This window comes from Hydrogenophaga taeniospiralis CCUG 15921 (assembly GCF_001592305.1).
GTDB classification, from domain to species: Bacteria; Pseudomonadota; Gammaproteobacteria; order Burkholderiales; family Burkholderiaceae_C; genus Hydrogenophaga; species Hydrogenophaga taeniospiralis.
Window position 1 is genome coordinate 32,067 of record NZ_BCWR01000005.1, and the last position, 19,465, is coordinate 51,531.

Below are 19,465 nucleotides of genomic sequence, written 5' to 3' on the forward strand. Positions count from 1 at the left end.
GCCAGTTTCGGATGGAGCAGACCCGGGTCGGGCGGATAAGAATTCCGACTGGCACCGACGTCGGTGGGGAGCGGGCCTTGACGTCGGTGATGCATCGATAGCGACCGCTTCAATAGGAGGTCGTATGGATGTTGTCCGTCATTTCCTGTCACGCTACGAGCAGACGCGTGAAGACGAGCTCTCGATCGAGGAATACCTCGAGGCTTGCAAGAACGATCCACTCGTCTATGCCACGGCGGCCGAGCGCATGCTCGTGGCGATCGGCGAGCCGGAGCTGCTGGACACCCGGCACGACCAGCGCCTCTCGCGCATCTTCGGCAACAAGGTCATCAAGATCTACCCGGCCTTCCGGGATTTCTACGGCCTGGAAGAACCGATCGAGCAGGTGGTGTCCTACTTCCGCCATGCAGCGCAGGGGCTGGAGGAAAAGAAACAGATTCTTTACCTGCTGGGGCCGGTGGGCGGGGGCAAGTCTTCCATCGCCGAGCGGCTCAAGCAGCTCATGCAGCAGGTTCCGTTCTACGCGCTGAAGGACTCCCCGGTCAATGAGTCTCCGCTGGGCCTGTTCAACGCCATCGAAGACGGGCAGGTGCTCCAGTCGCAGTACGGCATCGCGCCGCGATACCTGGAGCGAGTCATGTCGCCCTGGGCCGTCAAGCGGCTCGAAGAGTATGGGGGGGATATCCGGCGCTTCCGTGTGGTCCGGCGTTTCCCTTCGGTGCTCAAGCAATGCGCCATCGCCAAGACCGAGCCCGGCGACGAGAACAACCAGGACATTTCGTCGCTGGTGGGCAAGATCGACATCCGCAAGCTCGAAACCTTCGCGCAGGACGACCCCGATGCCTACAGCTACTCGGGGGGGCTGTGCCTGGCCAACCAGGGCCTGCTGGAGTTCGTGGAAATGTTCAAGGCGCCGATCAAGGTGCTGCACCCACTGCTCACCGCGACCCAGGAAGGCAACTTCAAGGGTACCGAAGGCTTTGGCGCGATCCCGTTCGACGGCATCGTGATGGCGCACTCCAACGAGAGTGAGTGGAAGGCGTTTCGCAACAACAAGAACAACGAAGCCTTCCTGGACCGCATCTACATCGTGAAGGTGCCGTATTGCCTGCGTGTGTCGGAAGAGATCAAGATCTACGAGAAGTTGATCCGCAACTCGTCGCTGTCCAAGGCCGTGTGCGCTCCTGGCACGCTCAAGATGCTGGCGCAGTTCGCCGTGTACACGCGCCTGAAGGAGCCGGAGAACTCCAGCATCTTCAGCAAACTCCTAGTGTACGACGGCGAGAACCTCAAGGACACCGATCCCAAGGCGAAGAGCTATCAGGAGTACCGCGACTACGCGGGGGTGGACGAAGGCATGAGCGGCATCTCCACGCGCTTCGCGTTCAAGATCCTGTCGCGGGTGTTCAACTTCGACAGCACCGAGGTGGCGGCCAATCCGGTGCACCTGATGTATGTGCTGGAGCAGCAGATCGAGCGTGAGCAGTTTCCGGCCGAGACCGAACAGAAATACCTGGCCTTCATCAAGGAGACGCTGGCGGTGCGCTACGCCGAGTTCATCGGCAAGGAGATCCAGACCGCCTACCTGGAGTCGTACTCCGAGTACGGCCAGAACATCTTCGACCGCTACGTGACCTACGCCGACTTCTGGATCCAGGACCAGGAGTACCGCGACACCGACACCGGCGAGATCTTCGACCGCTCTTCGCTCAACGCCGAACTGGAGAAGATCGAAAAGCCCGCCGGCATCAGCAACCCCAAGGACTTCCGCAACGAGATCGTCAATTTCGTGCTGCGCGCGCGCGCCAACAACGCGGGCAAGAACCCGCTGTGGACCAGCTACGAGAAGCTGCGCGCGGTGATCGAGAAGAAGATGTTCTCCAACACCGAGGACCTGTTGCCGGTGATCTCCTTCAACGCCAAGGCCAGTGTGGACGAACAGAAGAAGCACGAAGACTTCGTGAACCGCATGGTCGACAAGGGCTACACCACACGCCAGGTGCGCCTGCTTTGCGACTGGTACCTGCGCGTGCGCAAGAGCTCCTGAGCGCACAGGCGTCCTGGCCCTTCATCCGCTGAAAGCAGGCCACCATGCTGCAGCAAATCGTCGACCGTCGGCTCGCGGGCAAGAACAAGTCCATCGGCAACCGCGAGCGCTTCCTGCGCCGCTACCGCGAGCAGATCCGTGACGCGGTGAAGAAGGCCGTGTCCGGTCGCAGCATCCGCGACATCGAGCAGGGCGAAGACATCACGCTGCCGCGCCGCGATGTCTCCGAGCCGGTGTTTGGCCATGGGCAAGGGGGCGTGCGCGAGTCGGTGCACCCGGGCAACCGCGACTATGTGCGCGGCGATCACATCGGCCGCCCGCCCAGTGGTGGCGGGGGTGGCCGGGGCAACCAGGGCAGCGAAGACGGGGTGGGTGAGGACGATTTCGTGTTCCGCCTCACGCGCGAAGAGTTCATGCAGGTGTTTTTCGACGACCTAGCCTTGCCACGCCTGGTGCGCACGCAGCTGCTGCCCGACGCGCCCGAATGGAAGTCGCAGCGCGCGGGCTTCGTCTCGGCGGGCAATCCCGCTAGCCTGCATGTGGTGCGCTCGATGCGCACCGCGCTGGGCCGGCGCATCGCCATGGGGGCCGAGCTGCGGCGCCTGCTGCGCGAGCTCGAGGCCGAGCTGGCGCTGGCCGAGCGCAGTGAGGCGAACACGCCGTTGGGCAGCGTGCGCGCGCTCAAGGAACGGGTCGAGGCGCTGCGTCGTCGGGTGCGCCAGATCCCGTTCCTGGACCCGCTGGACCTGCGCTTTCGCAACCGCGTGCGCATCCCGCAGCCCACGGCCAAGGCCGTGATGTTCTGCCTGATGGACGTGTCCGGTTCGATGGACGAAGAGCGCAAGGACATCGCCAAACGCTTCTTCATCCTGCTCTACCTGTTTCTCATGCGGCACTACGAGCGGACCGACGTGGTCTTCATTCGCCACCACACGCAGGCGGCCGAGGTGAGCGAGCCCGAGTTTTTTCAGGCCACGGAGAGCGGTGGCACCGTGGTGTCCAGCGCCCTCACGCTGATGCACGAGATCATCCTGGCGCGCTACCCGCCGGGCGACTGGAACATCTACGGCGCCCAGGCCTCCGACGGCGAGAACTGGTACAAGGATTCGGCCCGCTGCAGCGAACTGCTGCAGCAGAAGCTGCTCCCGCTGTCGCGCTACTTTGCCTATGTGCAGGTGGCCGGGGACGAGCAGAACCTCTGGGAGGAATACGCACGGGTGCGGGAGACCGAGCCGAACTTCGCGATGCGCAAGATCACCGACGCGGCCGACATCTACCCGGTGTTCCGGGAACTGTTCAGGAAGGCAGGTACGTCATGACCCACGGTACCGATGTTGAACCGCCCCGGGAGGACGTGGCGCCTGTGGTGGTGGGCCCGCCGCGCAAGCGCGAGCCGCTGCCTTGTCCGTCGGACTGGACCTTCGAGCTGATCGAGCGCTACCACGCGCAGATCGCCCGAGTCGCCGGCGAATATGGCCTGGACACCTACCCGGTGCAACTGGAGGTGATCACCGCCGAGCAGATGATCGACGCCTACGCCTCGATCGGCATGCCGGTGAACTACCGGCACTGGTCGTTTGGCAAGCAGTTCATCGCGACCGAGAAAAACTACCGGCGCGGCCAGATGGGGCTGGCCTACGAGATCGTGATCAACTCCGATCCCTGTATCGCCTACCTCATGGAGGAGAACACTCTGACCATGCAGGCGCTGGTGATGGCGCACGCCTGTTATGGCCACAACTCGTTCTTCAAGGGCAACTACCTGTTCCGCATGTGGACGGACGCCTCGTCCATCGTCGATTACCTGGTCTACGCGCGCAACTACATCAACGAGTGCGAGGAACTGCACGGCATCGAGGCGGTGGAGCAACTGCTTGACGCCTGCCACGCGTTGATGAGCCAGGGGGTGGACCGCTACCGGCGTTCTCAGAAACCTTCCCTGGCCGAGGAGGAAGCGCGCCGCAAGGACCGCGAAGCCTATCTGCAGCAACAGGTGAACGATCTCTGGCGCACTTTGCCCCGGGCCGCCGACAAGCCGGAGGAAAAGTCCAGCCGGCGTTTTCCCGCCGAGCCCGAAGAGAACCTGCTGTACTTCATCGAAAAACACGCGCCGTTGCTGGAACCCTGGCAGCGCGAGGTGGTGCGCATCGTGCGCAAGGTGGCGCAGTATTTCTATCCGCAGCGCCAGACCCAGGTCATGAATGAGGGCTGGGCCACGTTCTGGCACTACACCTTGCTCAACACACTGTACGACGAGGGCCTGCTGTGCGACGGCTTCATGATCGAGTTTCTGCGCTCGCACACCAATGTGGTCCACCAATGGCCGGTGGGTCACCGGGCCTACAGCGGTATCAACCCGTATGCACTGGGTTTTGCCATGTTCAGCGACCTCCGGCGCATCTGCGAGAACCCGACCGATGAGGATCGGCAGTGGTTTCCCGACATCGCGGGCTCAGACTGGAAGGCCACGCTGGACCATGCGATGCGGCACTACCGCGACGAGAGTTTCATCGGGCAGTTCCTCTCGCCGCGGCTGATGCGCGAGATGCGTCTGTTCGCCATCGTTGATGATGCGCAGCAACCCGAGCTGGAGGTGGCCGCGATCCATGACGAGGCTGGCTACCGGCGCGTGCGCGAGGCCCTGGCGCGCCAGCACGACCTGAACGAGCGCGAGCCCAACATCCAGGTCTGGAACGTCAATGTCCGTGGCGACCGCTCCCTGACCCTGCGGCACACGCGCCAGCAGGACCGCCCGCTCAGTGACGATGCGCTGGAGGTGCTCAAGCATGTGGGGCGCCTGTGGGGCTTTACCGTGCGTCTCGAAAGCGTGGACCGCCATGGCAAGGTGGTGCAGCACTGGGAGGTGGAGCCCGCTCGCCCATGACGCTGCCACCCCGCTGCTGGCCCGACGGGCCAGCGAGGCGGGCGGATCACTGGCCCTGTTTGGCCTGCTTTTCCTTGAGCTTGGTGATGCCGATGAAGTCCATGATGAGCTTTTCGTAGATGGGCTCGGACGTGCCCTTCTGCATCTTGCGCATGAAGTACTTTTCGAACGCCACCTTGGCCAGGTGCACCCACTTGCCTTCGCTGAACCAGCTCACGTTGCGCGGCGGGATCTGCGGCAGCGCCACGAAGGCCGCACCGGTGTCGCCGAAGTCGGCCAGGCAGACCGTGTTCCAGGTGGCGTGGTGCGTGGGCTCCTTGCCGTCGAGCAGTTCGCGGATGTTGTGCGCCGTGGCCGTGACCATGGACTCGATCATGTAGCCGGTCTTGGGCGTGCCGCAGGGAATCGGCGTCACTTCCACCGGTGGAATCGCCACGCACACACCCACGCTGAAGATGTTCTTGAATTTGGCGTTGCGTTGGTGCTCGTCGATGGTGATGAAGCCGCGAGGGTTGGTCAGACCCTCGATGCCGAACACCGCATCCACCCCCTTGAAGGCGGGCAGCATCATGGAGTGCTTGAAGGGCAGCACGTGGTCCTTGACGGGTCTGCCCTGGTCGTCATGCTCGGTCACGTGCATCTGGCCGGCCTCGATCTTGGTGGTCTTGGCGTTGCAGATCCACTTGATGTGGCGCTGGCGCATGGCCGATTCGAGCATGCCCTTGGAATCGCCCACGCCGCCCAGGCCCAGGTGGCCGATGTAGGGCTCGGAGGTCACGAAGGTCATGGGCACCTTGTCGCGGATCTTGCGCTTGCGCAGGTCCGTGTCCATGATCATCGCGAACTCGTAGGCCGGGCCAAAGCACGAGGCACCTTGCACGGCCCCGACCACGATCGGGCCGGGCGCCTTCACGAATTCGTCCCAGGCCGTCTTGGTGGCCTCGGCATGGCTCACGTGGCAGATCGACTGCGTGTGGCCGCCATACGGGCCCAGGCCTTCGACCTCGTCAAACGCGAGCTTGGGGCCGGTGGCGATGACGAGGTAGTCGTACTCCACCCGGGAGCCGTCCTCCATTTCGATCTGGTTGGCGTCCGGGTGGACGCGTTTGGCGCGCTGGATGATGGATTCAATGCCCTTTTTCGCCAGCGCCGGGGCGATGTCGACTTCGATGTCCTTGCGGGTGCGCCAGTTCACGGCGACCCAGGGGTTGGAGGGCACGAAGTGGAATTTTGGCGCTTCGCTGATCACCGTGACCGTGTCGCCGGGGCGGGCCAGTGCCTTCATTTCATAGGCCATGGGCATGCCGCCGAGACCGGCGCCGAGAATGACGATTCGAGCCATGGAAGTATCTCCGTCGGAATGGGTGAGGGGAAGAATTACTAAATTCGCAAGTGCTTATATTGCGCGCACATGCGTTGCAGGTGTCTTGGTATATACCCTAGGGTGTATTTGGTCAAGTCACGGGGATGGTCTCTTTCCCCGTGCCAGGACGGCGGTATCTACAGACCCAGCGCTCGCAGATCGAGCTGGCCGTTGTGCACCGGCGGGCACCAGAAATAGGCGCCGGTTTCGGGTTCGGTGAAGGTGTACAGGGCATCGGTGATGCCATCTTCTGCGCCCGACATGCGCCGCAGCTGTGCTTCGAAGGCGTCCAGTGAATGCCCGAAGGCCGTGAACACGAGCCCGCCTTCGTTGCCCTCGGCCCAGGGCATGGAACGACGCAGCACGAAAGCCTCGGGTTCGAAGCTTTCCTGGGCGGTGCGCTTCACATGGGCCGATTCGGGCGCGTCGTCGATCTCTTCGTTGCTGTCGCGCTCGCGGCCGATGGCGTGGTCCTGCTGCTGGCGCGGCATGGCCTCGAAGCGGCTCATGTGGTGGCGCCAGCGCTGCACCGCCACGAAGCTGCTGCCGGCCAGCGCGCCCGCGCTTTCGGGCAGCAGGGCTGCCGCCAGCGCCGCATCGCCCTTGGGGTTTTCGGTGCCGTCTTCGTAGCCGGTCAGGTCGCGGCCGTTGTCGTGGCAGAAGGCGTCGGTGATGTCTGTGACGTCGAAGGCGGGTGCGAGCAGGGCCTCAAGATGGCGGCTTCGGATCAGCAACTCGCCCCGGTCGGTGCCGCGCAGCCAGAGCAGAAGATCGGTCGGGGTGGCGGGCAGCTTGGTGCGTGCGCCGTCGATCCCCCGAAACGTGCGCAGGCCGGGCAGTTCGACACCCAGCTCGCGCACCAGCGATTCACCCAGACCGGCCACGGTGGCGCGGCCATCGGCCTCTTGCGCCAGAGCGCGCAGCACGCTCTGTGGCTGGGCGCCCATCCTCAGCTGGCAGGTGAGGTAGCGGCCCTGGGCGGGAATGGGTTCAAGGATGCCGGGCTGGGCCAGACGGGCGAGAGACATGGGTAGGGCTCCTGATCGTGGGCGCTGTTCGCGGCCACGGTGTGGCGGGCGAACGGAAGGAGCCCGGAATTTACCAGCGCCGCGCCGCCAGGCAGGGCGGCGCTGGCTCGGCCTCTCAGGTGGCCGCTTCCAACCCGTTTTGGAAGTGCTCTTGCATGCGCTGGCGGGTGAGCGTGGCATCGCGCGCGAGCAGGGCGGCCATGACGGCGCGGTGTTCGGCCAGCGATTCGTCGATGCGCCCGGTCTTGAGCAGCGAGTTGTGGCGGTTGAGCTTCATGACCTTGCGCAGGTCGGCGACCATCTGTTCGCGCCAGCGGTTGTTGGCCAGTTCGAGCAGGCGCATGTGAAACCGCTCGTTGATCGCGAAGAAGCGGTCGCGCTGGCCCAACGCGGCTTCCAGTTCGGTGTGCAGGGCCTGCAGTTCGGCCAGCTCGCTGTCGGTGGCGCGTTCCGCCACCACACCGGCGGCGTCCGATTCGAGCAGGGCCAGCAGGTGGTAGACATCGGCCAGGTCTTTCTCGGACACTTCGGTCACGTAGGCGCCGCGTCGCACCTTCATGGTCACCAGGCCCTCGGCGGCCAGCACCTTGAGCGCTTCGCGCAGGGGCGTGCGGCTGATGCCGTATTCCTCGGCGAGTTTGAGCTCGTCGATCCAGCTGCCAGGCTCCAGCTCACGGCTGAAGATGCGCTGGCGCAGCAGTTCGGCGACTTCTTCGTACAGGGCGCGGGGGGCAAGCGACAGGGCGGACATGGGGCGTGTGACGGGATCGGTGTGACTGACAGGCGCTGATTGTAAGGCAGTAGGAATATTTTGCATCAATAATTATGAATGATATAAAATCAGCGCTGCTTTCCGCCGATGCCCCCAAGCCCGGATTGCCGCCGTTCCTGTTGCCTACCCACACCGCCCCGCCATGAGCCAGAGCCAAAACCCGCCCGAATTCAAGCCCGCCACCCTCGAAGCCTGGACCAAGGCGGCCCAGAAATCCGCGCCCGGCGGTGACGTGGCCGCGCTGAACTGGCTCACGCCCGACGGCATCAGCGTCAAGCCGCTGTACACGGCGGCCGACACGGCGAACCTGCCGTACACCAACACCTTGCCGGGCTTTGAGCCCTTCATCCGTGGCCCGCAGGCCACCATGTACGCGGTGCGGCCCTGGACGATCCGCCAGTACGCCGGGTTTTCCACCGCCGAAGAATCCAACGCCTTCTACCGCAAGGCGCTGGCCGCGGGCGGGCAGGGCGTGTCGGTCGCCTTCGACCTGGCCACGCACCGTGGCTACGACTCCGACCACCCGCGCGTCACTGGCGACGTCGGCAAGGCCGGCGTCGCGATCGACTCGGTGGAGGACATGAAGATCCTCTTCGACCAGATCCCGCTCGACAAGGTGAGTGTGTCCATGACCATGAACGGCGCCGTGCTGCCGGTGTTGGCCGGCTATGTGATCGCGGCCGAAGAGCAGGGCGTGTCGCAGGACAAGCTCAGCGGAACGATTCAGAACGACATTCTGAAAGAGTTCATGGTCCGCAACACCTATATCTACCCGCCCGAGCCGTCGATGAAAATCATCGGCGACATCATCGAGTACACGGCCCAGCACATGCCGAAGTTCAACTCGATCTCGATCTCGGGTTATCACATGCAGGAGGCGGGCGCCAACCAGGCGCTGGAACTGGCCTTCACCCTGGCCGACGGCAAGGAGTATGTGAAGACCGCGATCGCCAAGGGCATGGACGTGGACGGCTTCGCCGGACGCCTCAGTTTCTTCTGGGCGATCGGCATGAATTTCTACCTGGAGATCGCCAAGATGCGCGCCGCCCGCCTGCTGTGGACGCGCATCATGAAAGGCTTCGACGCCAAGAATCCCAAGAGCCTGATGCTGCGCACCCATTGCCAGACCTCGGGCTGGAGCCTGACCGAGCAGGACCCGTACAACAACGTGGTGCGCACCGCCATCGAGGCCATGGCGGCGGTGTTCGGCGGCACGCAGAGCTTGCACACCAACTCGTTTGACGAAGCCATCGCCCTACCGACCGAGTTCAGCGCCCGCATCGCCCGCAACACCCAGCTCATCATCCAGGAAGAGACCCACATCACCAGCGTGGTCGACCCCTGGGCCGGCAGCTACATGATGGAGAGCCTGACCCAGGAAATGGCCGACAAGGCCTGGGCCATCATCGAAGAGGTCGAGGCCATGGGGGGCATGACCAAGGCCGTGGACAGCGGTTGGGCCAAGCTGAAGATCGAAGCGGCAGCCGCTGAAAAGCAGGCGCGCATCGACAGCGGCAAGGACGTGATCGTCGGCGTCAACAAATACAAGCTCAAGACCGAAGATGCGATCGAAGCGCGCGACATCGACAACGTCGCCGTGCGCGACGGACAGATCGCCCGCCTGAAAGCCATCCGTGCCAGCCGCGATGCGGGTAAGGTGGAGGCGGCGCTGAACGCGCTGACCGCTGCCGCCGAGTCCGGCCAGGGCAACCTGCTGGACCTGAGCATCCAGGCCATGCGCCTGCGCGCCACCGTGGGCGAGGTGAGCGATGCGTTGGAAAAAGTTTTTGGGCGCCACCGCGCCGATACACAAAAGGTGACCGGTGTGTACGCTGCCGCATACGACTCTGCCGAAGGCTGGGACGCCCTGAAGGGTGAGATCAACGACTTCGCCGTCGCGCAGGGGCGCCGCCCGCGCGTGATGATCAGCAAACTCGGCCAGGACGGCCACGACCGCGGCGCCAAGGTGGTGGCCACGGCCTTCGCCGACCTGGGCTTTGACGTGGACATGGGTCCGCTGTTCCAGACGCCCGAAGAATGCGCCCGCCAGGCGATTGAAAACGACGTGCACGCGGTCGGCGTGAGCACGCTTGCCGCTGGCCACAAGACCCTGGTGCCGGCCATCATTGCCGAGCTCAAGAAGCAGGGGGCCGACGACATCATCGTGTTCGTGGGCGGCGTGATCCCGCGACAGGACTACGAGATGCTGTATGAGGCCGGCGTCAAGGGCATCTACGGCCCGGGCACACCGATTCCGGCCAGTGCGAAGGACGTGCTGGAACAGATCAAGAAGGCATTGGGACGGGTTTGATGCCTGCGTCGCGACCAACAACCTCCGTTCGGTCTGAGCCTGTCGAGGGGCTTGCCAGCCACGTCTTGTCTGGCGCCCCCATGGCACAGCGCCGCGCCATGGCCAAGGCCATCACGCTGCTCGAATCGACCCGCGCGGACCACCGCGCGTTGGGCGATGAGTTGTTGACCGCGCTGCTGCCGCACACCGGCCAGTCGTTCCGGCTCGGCATCAGCGGCGTGCCGGGCGTGGGCAAGAGCACGTTCATCGAGTCCCTGGGCTTGTATCTGATCGGGCTGGGCCACCGCGTGGCGGTGCTGACCATCGACCCTTCGTCCACCGTGTCGGGTGGCTCCATCCTGGGCGACAAGACCCGCATGGAGCACCTGAGCGTGCACGAACGGGCCTACATCCGCCCCAGCCCGAGCAGCGGCACGCTGGGCGGTGTGGCCGAGAAGACGCGCGAGGCCATGCTGGTCTGCGAGGCTGCGGGTTATGACGTGGTGATCGTCGAGACCGTGGGCGTGGGCCAAAGCGAAACGGCGGTGGCCAACATGACCGACATGTTCGTGCTGCTGCAGTTGCCCAACGCGGGTGACGATCTGCAGGCGATCAAGAAGGGCGTGATGGAGCTGGCCGACCTCGTGGTGATCAACAAGGCCGATCTCGACCCCGACGCCGCCACCCGCGCGCGCGCGCAGATCACGTCATCGCTGCGCTTGCTGGGTCTGCACGGGCATCCCGAGCATGCTCACCATGATGAGTCGATCTGGCATCCGCAAGTGATCCAGATCAGCGCGCTGCACAAGCAGGGCGTCGACCATTTCTGGGATGCCGTGACGCAGTTCCGCGGGCTGCAGACCGCCAACGGCCATCTCGCCGCGCGCCGCCAAGGGCAGGCCCGAGCCTGGATGTGGGAGCGCATAGAAGCCGGTCTGAAACAGCGTTTTCGCGACCACCCGGCGGTGCGCGCGCAACTGGATGCGGTCACGCAGGCCGTGCTCGCCGGTACGTTGCCAGCCTCCACCGCCGCGCGCCAATTGCTCGAACTGTTTGACTGAATCTGAACCGATTTTTCTGGAGAAAACGCATGCAAGACATCCTGGAACAACTCGAAGAAAAGCGCGCCGCGGCACGCCTGGGCGGCGGGCAAAAGCGCATCGACGCGCAGCACGCCAAGGGCAAGCTCACGGCGCGTGAGCGGCTGGAAGTGCTGCTCGACGAAGGCACGTTTGAAGAGTGGGACATGTTCGTCGAGCACCGCTGCACCGACTTCGGCATGCAGGACAACAAGATCCCCGGTGACGGCGTGGTCACTGGCTACGGCATGATCAACGGCCGCCTGGTGTTCGTCTTCAGCCAGGACTTCACGGTGTTCGGCGGCGCGCTCTCCGAGGCGCATGCCGAGAAGATCTGCAAGATCATGGACCAGGCCATGAAGGTCGGTGCCCCGGTGATCGGCCTCAACGACTCGGGCGGTGCTCGCATCCAGGAAGGCGTGGCTTCGCTCGGGGGTTACGCCGACGTGTTCCAGCGCAACGTGATGGCCAGCGGCGTGGTGCCGCAGATCAGCATGATCATGGGCCCCTCGGCCGGTGGCGCGGTGTATTCGCCCGCCATGACCGACTTCATCTTCATGGTCAAGGATTCGAGCTACATGTTCGTCACCGGCCCCGAGGTGGTGAAGACCGTGACGCACGAGGAAGTGACCTCCGAAGAGCTGGGCGGCGCCATCACGCACACGACCAAGAGCGGCGTGGCCGACCTCGCGTTCGAGAACGACGTGGAAGCGCTGCTAATGCTGCGCCGGCTCTACAACTACCTGCCGCTGAACAACCGCGAAAAGGCACCCGTGCGCCCCAGCGGCGACCCGATCGACCGCATGGAGCTGAGCCTGGACACCCTGGTGCCCGAGAACCCGAACAAGCCCTATGACATGAAGGAGCTGATCGTCAAGACGGTGGACGACGGCGACTTCTTCGAGCTGCAGCCCGAGTACGCGAAGAACATCCTGATCGGCTTTGCGCGCATGGACGGCCAGACGGTGGGCATCGTGGCCAACCAGCCGCTGGTGCTGGCCGGCTGCCTGGACATCAAGAGCAGCATCAAGGCTGCGCGTTTCGTGCGTTTCTGCGATGCGTTCAACATCCCGGTGGTCACCTTTGTGGACGTTCCCGGTTTCATGCCCGGTACCAGCCAGGAGTACGGCGGCATCATCAAACACGGCGCCAAGCTGCTCTACGCCTACGCGGAATGCACGGTGCCGAAGATCACAGTGATCACGCGCAAGGCCTATGGTGGCGCTTACGACGTGATGGCCTCCAAGCACTTGCGCGGCGACGTGAACTTCGCCTGGCCCAACGCCGAGATCGCGGTGATGGGCGCCAAGGGCGCGGTGGAGATCATCTTCCGCGAAGAGAAGAAGGACCCGGCCAAGTTGGCGGGGCGCGAGGCCGAATACAAGGCCCGCTTCGCCAACCCCTTCGTGGCCGGCGCGCGTGGCTTCATCGACGACGTGATCCTGCCGCACGAGACGCGCAAGCGCATTTGCCGTTCGCTGGTGATGCTCAAGGACAAGAAGCTGGAAAACCCGTGGCGCAAGCACGGCAACATTCCGCTGTGATTTCTTTTGCGCGTGCCATGATTTTCTCTGGCGCTGAATCGGGCGGCGCGGACGTTTTGCTCCGTGTCCCCCGCGCTGCGCGCTCCTCCTTTACCTCCGCAAAACGCCCGCACCACCCGATTCCGAGTGACGCGTGTTCGACCGGTTTCGTCTTCACCTCCTTCGCAGCCATGGGCACGGTGTGCCTGTCGCAGCGAAGTCAAGGAGGAGCCGCCCGCAGGTCGGCGGGGGACATGAGCGGAGGCAGGCGCACCGTGTCCATGGCGGGCTCAGCACCAACTCACCAAACAAACAACACACCTGCTCTCGTCTAGGAGACTGAAATGTTCACCAAAATTCTCATTGCCAACCGCGGCGAGATCGCCTGCCGTGTGATCGCCACCGCCAAGAAGATGGGCATCGCCACCGTGGCGGTGTATTCCGAGGCCGACAAGGAGGCGCGCCACGTGCAGCTGGCCGATGAAGCCGTGCTGCTGGGCCCGGCGCCCTCGCGCGAGTCCTACCTCGTGGCCGACAAGATCATCGAGGCCGCCAAGAAAACCGGCGCCCAGGCCATCCACCCCGGCTACGGTTTCCTGTCGGAAAACGAAGCCTTCGCCAAACGCTGTGAAGACGAAGGCATTGCCTTCATCGGCCCGCGCCATTTCTCCATCGCGGCCATGGGCGACAAGATCGCTTCCAAGAAGCTGGCCAACGAGGCCAAGGTCAACACCATCCCGGGCTGGAACGACGCCATCGAGTCCGCAGAGCGTGCGGTGGAGATCGCCAAGGACATCGGTTACCCCGTGATGATCAAGGCCTCGGCCGGCGGCGGCGGCAAGGGCCTGCGCGTGGCCTTCAACGACAAGGAAGCCTTCGAGGGGTTCACCAGTTGCCGCAACGAAGCCCGCAACAGCTTCGGCGACGACCGCGTGTTCATCGAAAAGTACGTGCTGGAGCCGCGCCACATCGAGATCCAGGTGCTGGGCGATTCGCACGGCAACGTGGTGTACCTGAACGAGCGCGAGTGTTCGATCCAGCGCCGCCACCAGAAGGTGATCGAAGAGGCGCCGTCGCCCTTCATCTCTGACGCGACGCGCAAGGCCATGGGCGAGCAGGCCGTGGCGCTGGCCAAGGCGGTGAAATACCAGAGCGCAGGCACCGTGGAGTTCGTGGTCGGCAAGGACCAGGACTTCTACTTCCTGGAGATGAACACCCGCCTGCAGGTGGAGCACCCGGTGACGGAGTGCATCACCGGTCTGGACCTGGTGGAGCTGATGATCCGCGTGGCCGCTGGCGAGCAATTGCCGATCACCCAGGCCGACGTGAAGCGCGAGGGCTGGGCCATCGAGTGCCGCATCAACGCCGAAGACCCGTTCCGCAACTTCCTGCCGTCCACCGGCCGTCTGGTGCGCTTCCAGCCGCCAGCGCAGAGCATGCACCAGGCCAACACCGACGCGCTGTATGGCGTGCGCGTGGATACGGGCGTGGTCGATGGCGGCGAGATCCCGATGTACTACGACTCGATGATCGCCAAGCTCATCGTGCACGGCAAGGACCGCAATGAAGCGATTGCCAAGATGCGCGAGGCGCTCAACGGCTTCGTGATCCGCGGCATCAGCAGCAACATCCCGTTCCAGGCGGCGCTGCTGGCGCACCCGAAATTCGTGTCGGGTGAGTTCAACACCGGTTTCATCGCCGAGCACTACGCCCACGGCTTCCGGGCCGAAGATGTGCCGCACGACGATGCCGACTTCCTGGTCGCGCTGGCCGCTTTCGTGCGCCGCAAGTCGCGCGAACGTGCGGCCGGCCTGACCGGCCAGTTGCCGGGCTACGGCGTCAAGGTCGGGCACGACTTCAGCGTGATCACGCTCGGCGCCAGCGGCAGCAACCGCTACACGGCGGTGCACGTGGACGAGGTGGTGGGTCAGGTCGGCTCGGCGGTGGTCTCGGTGGAGGGCAAGCGCTTTGCCATCAGCAGCCCCTCGCGCCTGAACGACGTATGCATCACCGGCGAGTGCAATGGCCAGCCCTTCACCGCCCAGGTGGAGCGCGGCACGCTGCGCAACCCGCTGGCCCTGGTGGTGCAGCACAACGGCACGCGCATCGAGACCGTGGTGGTGTCGCCCCGCATGGCCGAACTGCACCGGCTCATGCCGTTCAAAGCACCGCCCGACATGAGCCGATACGTGCTTTCGCCCATGCCCGGCCTGTTGGTCGACGTGGCGGTGCAGGTGGGGCAGAAGGTCCAGGCGGGCGAACGCGTGGCGGTGATCGAGGCCATGAAGATGGAGAACGTGCTGTTCGCCGCGGCCGACGGCGTGGTGGCCAAGGTGCTGGCGGGTAAGGGCGAATCGCTGGTGGTGGACCAGGCCATCGTCGAGTTCGAGTGAGCCTGGCCGGTTGCAGCTTGACACCCCTGGAGCGCAGGGAATTGGGATACGCTTCAGACCGCTGCAACTTCCAGGGGTCCCGCATGGAGCACGGTTTGGCATTCGCACTCGGTTGTCTTCGTCACCCGCGGCGCATGGGCGCCATCGCTCCCGCGTCCAGGGCCCTGGCCCGGGCCATCCGCGACGAGGTGCTGCGCAGCGAGCCCGGGGTGCTGATCGAGGTCGGGGCGGGCACCGGCGCCATCACCCGGGCGCTTGCACCGGCCCTGGTGGCGCTGGATCGTTTCGTGGTGTTCGAGCGCGATCCCGAATTCGCCGAGCTGCTGCGCGCCTCGTTCCCGCAGCTGGAGGTGCTCAACCATTGCGCCTCCCGCGTCGATCTGCTCACGATGGCCGCGGACACGCCGGTCACGCTGGTGTCGTCGCTGCCCTTGCTGTCCATGCCGGGCGACGAAGCGCGTGACTGCATCGAAGCCATGCTGACGCTGATCGCGCGCCAGCCCCGCTCCCGCCTGATCCAGTACACCTACGCGGCGCGCCATCTGCGCCCGTTCAGCGGCATCCCCGCTGGCTGGCGGTGGCGGCGTTCGGCCTCGGTATGGGCCAATCTGCCGCCCGCGACGGTCTGGGCGCTGGAGCAGGCGCCCCTTTCTCACAACGGAATTCACTGATTCATGAACGCAACGCAACGTCCCTTCAAGGTGCTGGGCATCCAGCAGATCGCCATCGGCGGCCCCGACAAACAACGCCTGCAGACCCTGTGGGTGGACATGCTCGGGCTGGAGAAGACCGGCAGTTTCCAGAGTGAGCGCGAAAACGTCGACGAAGACATCTGCGCCATCGGCAGCGGCCCGTTCAAGGTCGAGGTGGACCTGATGCAGCCGATGGATCCGGACAAAAAGCCGGCGGTGCACGCCACGCCGCTCAACCACGTCGGCCTGTGGATCGACGACCTGCCGGTGGCGGTGCAATGGCTCAGCGCCAACGGCGTGCGTTTTGCGCCGGGCGGCATCCGCAAGGGCGCGGCGGGTTTCGACATCACCTTCCTGCACCCGAAGGCGAACGAGGAGTTCCCGATCGCAGGTGAGGGCGTGCTGATCGAGCTGGTGCAGGCGCCGCCTGAGGTGGTCGCGGCTTTCGCGAGCTTGGCCACCTCACCGGGCTGATCGGGTTTTCCCCCGGCCCCGGTGCCGCGAAACGAAGCGCCTGGGCGGTTTTTCCCCCGCTGTTCGGGGCAAAGGCGTAGTGCCGGTTCCGTATTCTTGGCTTGTCCCCCGGGGGCGTTGACCGACGCCCCTCCGAGTTCCATCGTTCGAGGAGCACGCCATGAATGCCATGTCCCCGTCTTCGGCGGCCGCTTCAGCCGGCACCAGTCCCCAGGAGTTGCTGGCGCAAGGCGACGCGCGCTGGGTCCACCGACCGAGCCGCTGGCGCGAGCGTGAGCTGGCCATGCCCTGGCCGAACGATCTGCTGGAGATGTTCTGCCTGCGCATGGCGAACCACGGCATGAGCGTCAGCCGCACGCTGATGCAGTGTGACCGACGCTATGCCCTGCAGCAGCTGGCCGACGCGCACAACCTGGCCGACGACCGCTTGCGCCAGATGGTGGTTCAGTTGTTCCAGGACTACGAGGCCCGCCAGTCCGGCATCCGGAGCGCGCACTGAGCCGCCGCATTCCCGGCCTCAAGCTTGTCCCGTCGGGGTCGATAACCAGTTCATCCGTTTCGCCGAGAAACGAAGACCGAAAGAGTTCGCCCATGTCCTTATTCAAACTCTTGCAGCCGGGTGTGCGGTTGATGCGCTTGCTGCGCCTGCCCACCAAGTTGGCCGTGCTGGCGCTGTTGTTGTTCATTCCCCTGGTGGTGATCAGCGTCTTGCTCACGCAGCGGCTGAACGAGGCCATTGCTTTCACCCAGGCCGAGGTGGATGGCTCTCGCCTGGTCCAGCACGTGCACGCGGTCACGGTAGAGGTGCAGAAGCACCGTGGCCAGACCAATATGCTCATCGGCGGCGACGCATCGGCCCGCAACGCGGTGCAGGCCACGCGCGAGCAGCTGAAGCAGGCCCTGGCGAAGGTGGATGAGTCCCTGGCCAGGCGGCCGGACTTTGAACTGGGTAGCGATTGGGCGGCCTTGCACCGCGTGATGAGCGATCTGGCATCGAGTGAAAAACAATCGGCGCCGGACTCCTTTGCGCGGCACACCCAGCTGGTGCACGACCTGCACCGCTTCGTTTACACGGTGGCCGAGCGGTCGAATCTGTTGTTCGATCCGGACCCCGGCAGCTATTTCCTGATGGACATGGCGGTGACCCACGTGCCGCGCTGGGGTGAGTTGCTGGGGCAGGTGCGTGGCCTGGGAGCGGGCCAGCTCGCGCTCACCGAGCGCGATCCCGCGGTGGTCAATCGGGTGAACATGCTCATCGGCGATGCCAAGGCCACTACCGACGATGTGCTGCACCTGCAGCGTTTTGCACAGAAGTACGGCCAGGGTGACCGGCAGGGCCAGCAGACGCCACAGGCCGTGCAGTCTTTCCTGAGCGACGCCGAGCGGGCCATGGGCTCGCAGGGTGGCATGTCCGCCTCGGACTACTTTGCCTCGGGCACCCAGGCCGTCAACGCGGTGTTCGCCTACCAGAACGCGGTCCAGGAGCGCATGGACGCCTTGCTGATGGATCGGGTTTCCCAGGACCGGCGCTTGCGCATGCTGACGCTGGTCGTGGTGGGAACCGGCATCGTGCTGGTGCTCTATCTGATGCTGTCGTTCTATTTCAGCTTCGTGATCGACTTGCGCCACGTCATCGACGTGATGCGCGAGACCTCTTCGGGCAATCTGTGCGCCCATGTCCAGGTCCGTGGGCGGGACGAGCTGGCCATGCTGGCCTCGCTGCTGGAAACCATGAACCGCAACCTGTCGGCGATGGTGGCCCAGGTTCGAAGCAACTCCGCACTGGTGGCCCACGCGGGACGGAGCCTGGCCCTGGGCAACCGCAACCTGGCCGACCGGACCGAGCAGCAGGCGGCGAACCTGGAGCAGACGGCCGCCAGCGTCGAGCAACTCACGAGCACGGTGCAGCAGAACGCGCACACCGCCGGTGACTCCGATGCGCAGGCCGCCAAGGTCCGCGATGTGGCGGAGTCGGGCGCGCAGACCATGGGGGAGGCGGTCAACTCGGTGGAGGTCATCCAGAAGAGCGCGGTGCAGATGAGCGAGATCATCGGCGTCATCGACAGCCTGGCCTTCCAGACCAACATCCTGGCGCTCAACGCGGCCGTGGAGGCCGCCAGGGCTGGTGAGCAGGGGCGTGGTTTTGCCGTGGTGGCCAACGAGGTGCGCACGCTGGCCCAGCGTTCCGCAGCATCGGCCAAGGAAATCCGGCAACTCATCGAAGCGTCGGCCCAGCAGGTCGACACCAGTGTGCGTCAGATCCGTGCGGCCGGCACCAACATCACGCAGATCGTCAACGGCGTGCGGGGCATGGCGAGCAACATGTCGCTGATCTCGGCCGCCAGTGCCGAGCAGAGCAGCGGCCTGAGCGAAATCTCATCGGCCGTGCGCCAGCTCGACGAGATCACCCAGCGCAATGCCCAGATGGTCGAACGTGCCGTGGCACAGGCCAATCAGCTGGAGGCGCGGGCATCCCATCTGTCACAGGCGGTGTCGTCGTTCGTGCTCCAGCAAGGCACGGCGGAGGAAGCCATGGAGATGGTGCGGCGGGCCATCGAGTACCGCTCCCGGCAGGGTGGCCGTGCGTACACGCAAGGCATCACGGATCCGGCCAACGGATTCCATGACCGCGACATGTATGTGTTCGCGCTGGACAGCGGCGGTCAGTACCTTGCGTTCGGTGGCAAGCCCGAAAAGGTCGGCAGCCGCGTGCAGGACATCGCCGGTGTCGACGGTCAGGCGCTGCTGGAGTCCATCGTGGCCCAGGCGGAACAGGAGCCCGGCTGGGTCGAATACGACATCGTCAACCCGCAGAGCGGTGCGATCCAGGCCAAGATGTCGTACGTGACCAAGGTGGACGAGCTCTACGTGGGTTGCGGGGTGTACAAGACCGCGATCGTGGCCTGAGAGGCTGCGGCTC

At 64.8% G+C, this 19,465-nt stretch carries 14 protein-coding genes; 11 read left to right on the forward strand and 3 right to left on the reverse strand.

What is annotated here, in order from left to right; genetic code table 11:
• Nucleotides 1-124: 124 nt before the first annotated feature.
• Genes HTA01S_RS06685 through HTA01S_RS06695 form a run of 3 tightly spaced genes read left to right on the forward strand, consistent with a single transcriptional unit; the run spans nucleotide 125 to nucleotide 4,931 of the window.
• Nucleotides 125-2,047, forward strand: coding sequence for a PrkA family serine protein kinase (locus HTA01S_RS06685; RefSeq protein WP_068168298.1), 1,923 nt, complete (start codon nucleotides 125-127; stop codon nucleotides 2,045-2,047).
• 44 nt (nucleotides 2,048-2,091) lie between these two features.
• Complete coding sequence (locus HTA01S_RS06690) at nucleotides 2,092-3,366, forward strand: YeaH/YhbH family protein (protein ID WP_068168302.1); 1,275 nt, start codon at nucleotides 2,092-2,094, stop codon at nucleotides 3,364-3,366.
• A complete protein-coding gene (locus HTA01S_RS06695; RefSeq protein WP_084235912.1) occupies nucleotides 3,363-4,931 on the forward strand; it encodes a SpoVR family protein in 1,569 nt (522 codons plus the stop codon). Before HTA01S_RS06690 ends, HTA01S_RS06695 begins: the two co-directional genes overlap by 4 nt.
• Before the next feature lie 46 nt (nucleotides 4,932-4,977).
• On the opposite strand, the gene HTA01S_RS06700 is transcribed toward HTA01S_RS06695, so the two are convergent.
• The 3 genes from HTA01S_RS06700 to HTA01S_RS06710 form a co-directional block, all read right to left on the reverse strand.
• Nucleotides 4,978-6,273, reverse strand: a complete 1,296-nt coding sequence (locus HTA01S_RS06700; RefSeq protein ID WP_068168305.1) for an NAD(P)/FAD-dependent oxidoreductase — start codon at nucleotides 6,271-6,273, stop codon at nucleotides 4,978-4,980.
• 158 nt (nucleotides 6,274-6,431) lie between these two features.
• On the reverse strand, nucleotides 6,432-7,322 hold the full coding sequence (locus tag HTA01S_RS06705; RefSeq protein WP_068168308.1) for a Dyp-type peroxidase: 891 nt from the start codon (nucleotides 7,320-7,322) through the stop codon (nucleotides 6,432-6,434).
• Nucleotides 7,323-7,437: 115 nt separating this feature from the next.
• Nucleotides 7,438-8,073 carry a GntR family transcriptional regulator gene (locus HTA01S_RS06710; protein ID WP_068168312.1) on the reverse strand — a complete coding sequence of 212 codons (636 nt, stop codon included), beginning with the start codon at nucleotides 8,071-8,073 and terminating at the stop codon, nucleotides 7,438-7,440.
• A gap of 163 nt (nucleotides 8,074-8,236) precedes the next feature.
• Between HTA01S_RS06710 and scpA the strand changes: the two genes are divergently transcribed.
• From scpA to HTA01S_RS26215, 8 genes are all read left to right on the forward strand, one after another.
• The gene (scpA, locus tag HTA01S_RS06715; protein ID WP_068168315.1) at nucleotides 8,237-10,405 is read left to right on the forward strand and encodes a methylmalonyl-CoA mutase; all 2,169 of its coding nucleotides are present in this window, start codon (nucleotides 8,237-8,239) and stop codon (nucleotides 10,403-10,405) included.
• The gene (meaB, locus tag HTA01S_RS06720; RefSeq protein WP_084235913.1) at nucleotides 10,405-11,445 is read left to right on the forward strand and encodes a methylmalonyl Co-A mutase-associated GTPase MeaB; all 1,041 of its coding nucleotides are present in this window, start codon (nucleotides 10,405-10,407) and stop codon (nucleotides 11,443-11,445) included. Before scpA ends, meaB begins: the two co-directional genes overlap by 1 nt.
• A gap of 29 nt (nucleotides 11,446-11,474) precedes the next feature.
• Entirely contained in the window at nucleotides 11,475-13,007 is a 1,533-nt protein-coding gene (locus HTA01S_RS06725; RefSeq protein ID WP_068168320.1) for an acyl-CoA carboxylase subunit beta, read from the forward strand.
• 323 nt (nucleotides 13,008-13,330) lie between these two features.
• Nucleotides 13,331-15,379, forward strand: coding sequence for an acetyl-CoA carboxylase biotin carboxylase subunit (locus tag HTA01S_RS06730; RefSeq protein WP_068168325.1), 2,049 nt, complete (start codon nucleotides 13,331-13,333; stop codon nucleotides 15,377-15,379).
• A 134-nt stretch (nucleotides 15,380-15,513) separates the two neighbouring features.
• A complete protein-coding gene (locus tag HTA01S_RS06735; protein ID WP_068168327.1) occupies nucleotides 15,514-16,050 on the forward strand; it encodes a class I SAM-dependent methyltransferase in 537 nt (178 codons plus the stop codon).
• A 3-nt stretch (nucleotides 16,051-16,053) separates the two neighbouring features.
• Complete coding sequence (locus HTA01S_RS06740; RefSeq protein ID WP_068168329.1) at nucleotides 16,054-16,545, forward strand: VOC family protein; 492 nt, start codon at nucleotides 16,054-16,056, stop codon at nucleotides 16,543-16,545.
• A 160-nt stretch (nucleotides 16,546-16,705) separates the two neighbouring features.
• Nucleotides 16,706-17,044 carry a hypothetical protein gene (locus HTA01S_RS06745; RefSeq protein ID WP_068168332.1) on the forward strand — a complete coding sequence of 113 codons (339 nt, stop codon included), beginning with the start codon at nucleotides 16,706-16,708 and terminating at the stop codon, nucleotides 17,042-17,044.
• A gap of 92 nt (nucleotides 17,045-17,136) precedes the next feature.
• A complete protein-coding gene (locus tag HTA01S_RS26215) occupies nucleotides 17,137-19,452 on the forward strand; it encodes a methyl-accepting chemotaxis protein (protein ID WP_322788360.1) in 2,316 nt (771 codons plus the stop codon).
• Nucleotides 19,453-19,465 lie beyond the last annotated feature (13 nt).